5 protein-coding genes and 2 rRNA genes (1 of these 7 running past the window's edge) are annotated in these 9,849 nt (G+C 42.1%); all 7 read right to left on the bottom strand.

Annotated elements, in window-relative coordinates:
- A 23S ribosomal RNA gene (locus tag MKZ30_RS00970) occupies positions 1-954 on the bottom strand (it extends 1,959 nt beyond the left edge of the window).
- A gap of 226 nt (positions 955-1,180) precedes the next feature.
- Positions 1,181-2,741: ribosomal RNA gene (locus tag MKZ30_RS00965) — 16S ribosomal RNA — on the bottom strand.
- Together the 16S and 23S rRNA genes form the textbook arrangement of a ribosomal RNA operon.
- A gap of 651 nt (positions 2,742-3,392) precedes the next feature.
- Positions 3,393-4,889, bottom strand: coding sequence for a lysine--tRNA ligase (gene lysS / locus MKZ30_RS00960; RefSeq protein ID WP_002359372.1), 1,497 nt, complete (start codon positions 4,887-4,889; stop codon positions 3,393-3,395).
- Between the two features lie 93 nt (positions 4,890-4,982).
- Positions 4,983-5,981, bottom strand: a complete 999-nt coding sequence (dusB, locus tag MKZ30_RS00955) for a tRNA dihydrouridine synthase DusB (protein ID WP_002356263.1) — start codon at positions 5,979-5,981, stop codon at positions 4,983-4,985.
- Positions 5,982-5,992: 11 nt separating this feature from the next.
- Positions 5,993-6,889 carry an Hsp33 family molecular chaperone HslO gene (gene hslO, locus MKZ30_RS00950; protein WP_002383883.1) on the bottom strand — a complete coding sequence of 299 codons (897 nt, stop codon included), beginning with the start codon at positions 6,887-6,889 and terminating at the stop codon, positions 5,993-5,995.
- A 161-nt stretch (positions 6,890-7,050) separates the two neighbouring features.
- Complete coding sequence (ftsH, locus tag MKZ30_RS00945) at positions 7,051-9,207, bottom strand: ATP-dependent zinc metalloprotease FtsH (RefSeq protein ID WP_002363441.1); 2,157 nt, start codon at positions 9,205-9,207, stop codon at positions 7,051-7,053.
- A 93-nt stretch (positions 9,208-9,300) separates the two neighbouring features.
- Positions 9,301-9,846: a hypoxanthine phosphoribosyltransferase gene (gene hpt / locus MKZ30_RS00940; RefSeq protein ID WP_002356260.1), complete on the bottom strand. Its 546-nt coding sequence runs from the start codon at positions 9,844-9,846 to the stop codon at positions 9,301-9,303.
- Between the last annotated feature and the right edge of the window lie 3 nt (positions 9,847-9,849).

Below are 9,849 nucleotides of genomic sequence, written 5' to 3'. Positions count from 1 at the left end.
GAGTTTATCTGAATTCGGTAACCCGAGATGGGCCCCTAGTCCAAACAGTGCTCTACCTCCATCATTCTCAATTCCGAGGCTAGCCCTAAAGCTATTTCGGAGAGAACCAGCTATCTCCAAGTTCGTTTGGAATTTCTCCGCTACCCACACCTCATCCCCGCACTTTTCAACGTACGTGGGTTCGGTCCTCCAGTGCGTTTTACCGCACCTTCAACCTGGACATGGGTAGATCACATGGTTTCGGGTCTACGACTACATACTCATTCGCCCTATTCAGACTCGCTTTCGCTGCGGCTCCGTCTCTTCGACTTAACCTCGCATGCAATCGTAACTCGCCGGTTCATTCTACAAAAGGCACGCCATCACTCATTAACGAGCTTTGACTTGTTGTAGGCACACGGTTTCAGGATCTATTTCACTCCCCTTCCGGGGTGCTTTTCACCTTTCCCTCACGGTACTGGTTCACTATCGGTCACTAGGGAGTATTTAGCCTTGCGGGATGGTCCCCGCGGATTCCGACGGAATTTCTCGTGTTCCGCCGTACTCAGGATCCTCCTAGGTGTTGTCAGCATTTCGTCTACGGGGCTTTCACCCTCTTTAGCGGAATTTTCCAAATCCTTCAACTATACTAACAGACTACCATATTGGAGTCCTACAACCCCAACAAGCAAGCTTGTTGGTTTGGGCTCTTCCCGTTTCGCTCGCCGCTACTCAGGGAATCGAATTTTCTTTCTCTTCCTGCAGGTACTAAGATGTTTCAGTTCTCTGCGTCTACCTCTAATCAGCTATGTATTCACTGAAAAGTAATATCCTATAAAAGATATTGGGTTCCCCCATTCGGAAATCTCTGGATCATAGCTTACTTACAGCTCCCCAAAGCATATCGGTGTTAGTCCCGTCCTTCATCGGCTCCTAGTGCCAAGGCATCCACCGTGCGCCCTTATTCACTTAACCTTATCAACCTTACGGTTGGGTCTTGATCACTTCTTCTAGCGATAGAAGGTTAATCAATAAATAAGCAATTGAACTTATTAAAAAACTCATTCAACGCGGTGTTCTCGGTTTGTTTTGATTCTTTTTACTTCAATATCCAGTTTTCAATGAACGAATGTTTTGAGAGTAGACCTCTCAAAACTGAACAAAGTAAAGACGAAATGTGTATTTCCGTAATATTCCTTAGAAAGGAGGTGATCCAGCCGCACCTTCCGATACGGCTACCTTGTTACGACTTCACCCCAATCATCTATCCCACCTTAGGCGGCTGGCTCCAAAAAGGTTACCTCACCGACTTCGGGTGTTACAAACTCTCGTGGTGTGACGGGCGGTGTGTACAAGGCCCGGGAACGTATTCACCGCGGCGTGCTGATCCGCGATTACTAGCGATTCCGGCTTCATGCAGGCGAGTTGCAGCCTGCAATCCGAACTGAGAGAAGCTTTAAGAGATTTGCATGACCTCGCGGTCTAGCGACTCGTTGTACTTCCCATTGTAGCACGTGTGTAGCCCAGGTCATAAGGGGCATGATGATTTGACGTCATCCCCACCTTCCTCCGGTTTGTCACCGGCAGTCTCGCTAGAGTGCCCAACTAAATGATGGCAACTAACAATAAGGGTTGCGCTCGTTGCGGGACTTAACCCAACATCTCACGACACGAGCTGACGACAACCATGCACCACCTGTCACTTTGTCCCCGAAGGGAAAGCTCTATCTCTAGAGTGGTCAAAGGATGTCAAGACCTGGTAAGGTTCTTCGCGTTGCTTCGAATTAAACCACATGCTCCACCGCTTGTGCGGGCCCCCGTCAATTCCTTTGAGTTTCAACCTTGCGGTCGTACTCCCCAGGCGGAGTGCTTAATGCGTTTGCTGCAGCACTGAAGGGCGGAAACCCTCCAACACTTAGCACTCATCGTTTACGGCGTGGACTACCAGGGTATCTAATCCTGTTTGCTCCCCACGCTTTCGAGCCTCAGCGTCAGTTACAGACCAGAGAGCCGCCTTCGCCACTGGTGTTCCTCCATATATCTACGCATTTCACCGCTACACATGGAATTCCACTCTCCTCTTCTGCACTCAAGTCTCCCAGTTTCCAATGACCCTCCCCGGTTGAGCCGGGGGCTTTCACATCAGACTTAAGAAACCGCCTGCGCTCGCTTTACGCCCAATAAATCCGGACAACGCTTGCCACCTACGTATTACCGCGGCTGCTGGCACGTAGTTAGCCGTGGCTTTCTGGTTAGATACCGTCAGGGGACGTTCAGTTACTAACGTCCTTGTTCTTCTCTAACAACAGAGTTTTACGATCCGAAAACCTTCTTCACTCACGCGGCGTTGCTCGGTCAGACTTTCGTCCATTGCCGAAGATTCCCTACTGCTGCCTCCCGTAGGAGTCTGGGCCGTGTCTCAGTCCCAGTGTGGCCGATCACCCTCTCAGGTCGGCTATGCATCGTGGCCTTGGTGAGCCGTTACCTCACCAACTAGCTAATGCACCGCGGGTCCATCCATCAGCGACACCCGAAAGCGCCTTTCACTCTTATGCCATGCGGCATAAACTGTTATGCGGTATTAGCACCTGTTTCCAAGTGTTATCCCCCTCTGATGGGTAGGTTACCCACGTGTTACTCACCCGTCCGCCACTCCTCTTTCCAATTGAGTGCAAGCACTCGGGAGGAAAGAAGCGTTCGACTTGCATGTATTAGGCACGCCGCCAGCGTTCGTCCTGAGCCAGGATCAAACTCTCATAATAAAAGTTAGAACAATCTTGCGATTGTTAAGCTCAATTTGTTTGCTAGCATATTGCTTGCTTGTTAAAAATGTTTGTTGTCTTGAATTGAATCAAGACGCCCTACACATTTGGTTCGTCTATTCTTTGTTCAGTTTTCAAAGGTCTACGTTACCTCGCAGCAACTTTTATATCATAACAAACTTTCGTTTGAATGTCAAGAACTTTTTAAAAAAAGTTTTTTAAAGTTGTTTTGCTCGGTTGTTGTTGTCTGTTGTGACAACCTCTATATCTTATCACCTCGCTTGTTATTTGTCAACAACTTTTTTGTTGTTTTTTCAAACTTTTTTCGAGAGGTTTGAAATCAAGAATTGTTATTTAATTATTGATTTCTGAATCGCTCAGCTGTGTGACTCGCCTTGCGACATGTAATAATATACCAAGATTTCAAGCATTGGTCAATCATTATTTTCACTTTTTTTAAACTTTTTTTCAATACCGATTATTCTTTCTTATCCGATTAGATAAAGTTCGTTTTTTTATCAGATTACCCATTCTTTTTATTACTCATCTTCGATTTTTTTAGAAAAAAAGAATTGGTTTCAATTGTTTTTCTATTCTTTTTTATTTAATTTTTTGCGAATATAAAAAAAGATACCCTTAAGGCATCTTTTTTTATCTCATTGTTGGGAATAATAATACATCACGAATTGATTGTGCATCGGTTAATAACATAACTAGTCGATCAATCCCAATACCTAATCCTCCGGTTGGTGGCAAGCCATATTCTAAGGCTTCGATGAAATCTTCATCTACTCCGTGTGCTTCATCATTTCCTTGTTCCCGTTCTTTTTCTTGTTCTTCAAAACGTTCACGTTGGTCAATCGGATCATTTAATTCTGTAAATGCATTAGCAAACTCTTTTCCGATAATAAATAGTTCAAAGCGGTCAGTGAAACGACCATCTTCTGGATTTTTCTTCGCTAATGGTGAAACAGCGACTGGGTGACCATAAATAAATGTTGGTTGTTGCAATGTATCTTCTACAAATGTTTCGAAAAATTCATTAATGATATGACCGACTGTCATCGCATCTGTAATTTCAACATTATGTTCTTTAGCCAACGCACGGGCTTCTTCTATCGTCATCTCTTGCCAAAAATCTACGCCCGTTTGTTCTTTGACCGCATCTACCATGTGTAGACGTTTGAAAGGACTTCCTAAGTCAACAGCTTGACCATCGTACGTGATATCAGTAGTTCCTAAGACTTTTTCCGCAGCATTACGAATAATTCCCTCTGTTAAATCCATCACATCTTGATAATCAGTATAAGCGGTATAAGCTTCTAGCATTGTAAATTCTGGGTTATGAGTGGTATCGATTCCTTCATTACGAAAGACACGACCAATTTCATATACTTTTTCCATGCCACCGACAATTAAACGTTTTAAATGTAACTCTAGGGCAATGCGTAAGTATAAGTCCATATCTAATGCATTATGGTGTGTGATAAATGGACGAGCAGCAGCTCCTCCTGCTTCGTTATGCAAGACAGGCGTTTCTACTTCGACATAGCCATTGCCATCTAGATAACGACGGATTTCGCTAATAATTTGACTGCGTTTCATGAAGCGATCAAAGCTTTCTTTGTTACTGATTAAATCCAAATAGCGTTGACGATAGCGTTGTTCCACATTCGTTAATCCATGGTATTTATCTGGCAATGGACGCAAAGCTTTAGTTAATAACGTAATTGTTTGAGCTTTAACAGTAACTTCCCCCGTATTGGTTTTCATTACTTGACCTGTCACACCAAAGAAGTCGCCTAAGTCAGCATGTTTAAATAGTTCATAGGCTTCGTCTCCAACTTGGTCCTTCCGAACATAAATTTGAATTTGGCCTTCACGGTCTTGCAAATGGGCGAAACCAGCTTTTCCTTTACCACGTTTTGTCATCATACGTCCAGCAACGCTGACTTCTGTATTCATTTCACTAAGTTCTTCTTTTGTATGATTATCATATTGTTCATGAAGTTCTGCTGAATTATGAGTGCGATCGAAACGTTTACCGAAAGGATCAATCCCTTCTTCACGTAAAGCTTCCATTTTTTCGCGGCGCACGAGCATTTGATCATTTAAATCCTCTAAATGCGCTTGTTGTTCTTCTGCCACTGTTGTTCCTCCATTCTTGATTTTAACCTATCCTAATAATGCCACAGTAATTCGAAAAAAAGCAAGCCGAATTTTACTTTCGGCTTGAATTTTTTATTCTTCTATAGTAGTTACAGCAACTTTGGAAATCTTCTCTACAAAGGCATCAAGTAAATCGACAACTGCTTGTTGTGTTTCGACTTGGTTAATCGCAACTTTCACTTTGGCCGCTCGCGAGATTCCTTTTAGATAGTAAGAAGCATGTTGGCGAAACTCACGGACCGCAATTTTTTCACCTTTTAAATCCACTAATCGTTGTAAATGAACTTTTGCAATGTTAATTTTTTCAGCTGGTGAAGGCTCAGGCATCAATTCGCCCGTTTCCAAGTATTCTTTCGTCCGTTGAATCATCCAAGGATTGCCCAAAGCAGCTCGACCAATCATCACACCATCCGCTCCAACATATTCTAACATGCGTTTAGCATCTTCAGGCGTTTTGACATCGCCATTTCCCATAAAAGGAATGGTTAAATGCTTTTTCACTTCCTTTAAAACGTCCCAGTTGGCTGTCCCTTCATACATTTGGACACGTGTTCGACCATGCATAGCAATTGCCGAAGCACCTGCTTGTTCGGCAGCCAAAGCGTTGTCTACAGCATATAGATGATCTTCATCCCAGCCTGTTCGCATTTTTACAGTGACAGGCAAAGAAACTGCCGAAGAGACTGCGTGAACCATCTCATGCACTTTATTCGGATCCAGCAACCATTTCGCACCAGCTTCAGCTTTAATTATTTTATTGACAGGGCAACCCATGTTAATATCAATAATCGCCGCTTGCGTATTTTCTTCCACAAACTTAGCAGCTTCCACTAATGTTTCTTTATCTCCACCAAAAATTTGTACACTTAAAGGATATTCTCGCTCATCAATATATAGCATTTCTAAGGTTTTTTTGTTTCTTAATTTAATCCCTTTATCACTAATCATTTCACAAACGACTAATCCTGCGCCAAATTCTTTTACAGTCACACGAAAAGCGGCGTTACTAATACCCGCCATCGGAGCTACGACAACACGGTTGGGGATTTCAACGTCTCCAATTTTCCACATAGTCTTTCCTCCTACTTTTGTTTCGTATTGCGAATCGCTTCATCGCGAAGTTCAATTAATTCTTCTTCACTATAGTGATATTTATTGTTACAGAATTGACAAACTGCTTCTGCTCCATGATCTTCATCAATCATCGCATTTAATTCATCGATCCCAACGGCAATCAAAGCGGTCGCAAATTTTTCTTTGGAACAGTCACATTTAAATTGTACAGGCATTTTTTCTAAAATTTCTACTTCGTCTTCTCCCAATAAGCGATACAAGACTTGTTCAGGTGTTTCTCCATTTTCTAGTAATTGTGAAATCGGTGGCACTTCCGCTAGACGCTGTTCAATAAAATCAATGATACTTTCATCGGCACCTGGCATTACTTGAATCATAAAACCACCGGCTGCTTTCACAGATTCATCCGTGTCCACCAATACACCTAAACCGATAGCTGAAGGAACTTGTTCAGAGACCGCCATAAAATATGTAAAGTCTTCACCGATTTCACCAGAAACAATAGGTGTTTGTCCAGAAAAGGTTTCTTTTAATCCTAAATCTTTAATGACTGTGAAAATTCCTTCGTTACCGACAGCGCCACGTACATCAATTTTACCTGTTGCATTCAACTTTAAGCTGACATGTGGATTTTTAATGTAGCCTTTTGTTTCTCCACGGCCATTACTATCGACAATAATAGCGCCAGCTGGGCCATTTCCTTGTACTTTTACAGTTAATTTATCGTCACCTTTTAAAGTCGCTCCTAGTAAAAGGGCTCCAATCAATGTGCGCCCTAACGCTGCGGTAGAAGAACTCCATGTATCATGTCTTCTTTGCGCTTCGCTAACAGTTTCAGTGGCACTGATGGCATATGCTCGAATTGAACCTTTATAACAAAGGGCTTTTACTAAATAATCTTCCATTCTTTTTCCTCTTCTCTTGGTGCTTTTTTGTCCATTAGTCAGATAATACTAGGAATCAGGTGTTTTTTCAACCAAATAATCTTCCTTCTATAGAATATCTTAATATTATAGAAGGTGCAGTATTCGTCATCTCGACAAATACTGCACCTTCTACTAATTGGTTATTTATAACGATCTTCGTAGTTATTGCGATCATATTCAGAATTGGAATCTGAATCTTTTTTCTCTTCAGATTGGACTTCTTTTTCTGTTTGTTCGCTTTCTACTTTGACTTCTTCTGCTTCATCATGTAATTCTTTTTTCGCTTCTTCAAAGTCTTGCTTTTCTTCAACTTGTTTTTGCGCTTCTTTTTCTTCTAAAGCACGTTTTGCTTCTTCGAATGTTTGCGCTTCTTTTTCACTAGGATAGTCGCTGTCAGCACCTTCAGGCATTTTACCTGTTTCAAATAATGATTTGATTGCTTTTGCATCTAATGTTTCATATTCTAATAGTTTTTCAGCGATTAGTTTATGTTGTTCACGGTGCGCTTCGATAATTTCATGCGCTTTTGTATGAGCATCCATTAAGATACGACGAACTTCCTGATCGATTTCAAACGCCACTTGTTCTGAGTAAGCTTTTGTTTGACCATAATCACGACCGACAAAGACTTGATGGTTCCCTTCATATTGAACAGGTCCTAATTTGTCGCTCATTCCATATTCAGTTACCATGCTACGGGCAATCCCTGTTGCTTGTTCAAAGTCATTTGAAGCCCCTGTTGATTGAACGCCAAAGATAATTTCTTCTGCTGTACGTCCACCAAGTAAGCCAACGATTTGTTCAAACATATCTTCTTTAGTCATTAAGAATTGATCTTCTTTTGGTAAAGCAATCATATAACCGCCTGCGCGACCACGAGGGATAATTGTTACTTTATGGACAACACGGGCACGGCTTAAGACTAAACCAACGATTGTGTGTCCCGCTTCATGGTAAGCCACCATTTCGCGTTCTTTTTTATTAATCACGCGATCTTTTTTAGCTGGACCAGCAATTACGCGGTCTTCGGCTTCATCCACATCAGAAGCATCAATTTTTTTCTTGTTACGACGAGCGGCAACTAAGGCTGCTTCGTTTAAGACATTTTCTAAATCAGCACCAGCAAAACCTGGTGTTTGTTGTGCAACAACTTTCAAATCAACGTCATCAGCTAACGGTTTGTTTTTCGCATGAACACGTAAAATCGCTTCACGACCTTTGACATCTGGACGTCCTACCAAGATTTGGCGGTCAAAACGACCTGGACGTAACAACGCTGGGTCTAACACGTCTGAACGGTTCGTTGCAGCAATTACGATAACTCCTTCATTGCCATCAAAACCATCCATCTCAACTAATAATTGGTTAAGGGTTTGTTCACGTTCGTCGTGTCCGCCACCCATACCAGCACCACGTTGACGACCAACTGCATCGATTTCATCGATAAAGATAATCGCAGGTGCGTTTTTCTTCGCTGTTTCAAATAAATCCCGGACACGGCTAGCACCGACCCCGACAAACATTTCAACGAAATCTGAACCTGAGATTGAGTAAAATGGCACACCTGCTTCACCTGCTACAGCTTTAGCAAGTAACGTTTTACCAGTCCCTGGAGGTCCTTCTAATAATACGCCCGCAGGAATCCGTGCGCCTAATTCAGCGAAACGACGTGGATCTTTTAAGAATTCCACTACTTCAACTAATTCTTGTTTTTCTTCTTCCGCACCAGCTACATCTGAGAAGCGGACACGGTTGGCTTTTTTATCGGCTTCTTTGGCTTTTGATTTACCGAAGTTCATCACACGGCCACCGCCGCCACCGCCACCGCCTTGTTGGCTCATCATCATGTAGAAGAAGAAGAAAATAATCACTAATGGTAAGAAACTAAACAACAGTGACAACCAAGCACCACTTGTTGATTGTTCTTTGACAACTAGCTTCACCTTGTTATTTTGTGCCGCATCTTGAATGCCAGCTAAGGTTGTATCACTAGGTAAAACGGTTGTTGTGAAGCCTTTTGACGACGCTTGCGTTGAGCCCCACAATGACAGACCACCTGTGTCTTTCACTTCTTGTTTTTCTTTATACTGACCTTCAATCCGGTAAACCCCATTGGTTGGTTGAATGGTCATGTCTTTGACTTTTCCGTCTTCCAATTGTTGTTGGAAGGTTGAGTAATCGATGTCTGGCGATTGTTGGTTGTTATTTCCAAAAATGAAATAGACAACCATGACCATGGCAAGTACTACTAAGACGTAGTATAAACCATTTTTCATGCCATTATTCTTTTTGTTCATGCCTGTCCTCCTTATGCTCATCATTACAATTCATGTTATTCTTTTATCAATCCTGACCTTTACATTGTAACACAATTAATTCCTTGATAGATATTAATTTGATTCGTAAACTTCAGGTTTTAAAACGCCAATATAAGGCAAGTTGCGGTACGTTTCTGCATAGTCTAATCCGTAACCGACCACAAACTCATTGGGCACATCAAACCCTACGTAGTCAGCTTTAATGTCTACTACACGGCCTTCTGGTTTATCTAATAAGGTAACAATTTTCACAGATGCAGCTTTACGGTATCTAAACAAATCTACTAAATACGCTAATGTACGACCACTATCGATGATATCTTCTACGATTAAAATATGTCTACCTTCGACATTTGTGTCCAAGTCTTTGACAATTTTTACTTCGCCTGAAGAAACTGTCGCGTTGCCGTAGCTAGATACATCCATAAAGTCCAATTCTAAATAAGTATTGATTTCACGAGTCAAATCAGCCATAAATGGTACTGCACCTTTTAAAATACCGACCACTAAAGGATTTTTCCCTTGATATTCTTCTGTCAGTTGCTTGCCAAGCTCTGCAGACTTCGCAAGAATTTCTTCTTTGGAGATTAGGACTTTCTCAATATCTTTTTCTATCATAGT

Origin of the sequence: Enterococcus sp. LX10 (assembly GCF_023539285.1) — a bacterium.
GTDB classification, from domain to species: Bacteria; Bacillota; Bacilli; order Lactobacillales; family Enterococcaceae; genus Enterococcus; species Enterococcus faecalis.
The sequence above is the reverse complement of the archived record's forward strand: the minus strand, read 5'-3'. Positions and strand labels throughout refer to the sequence as shown.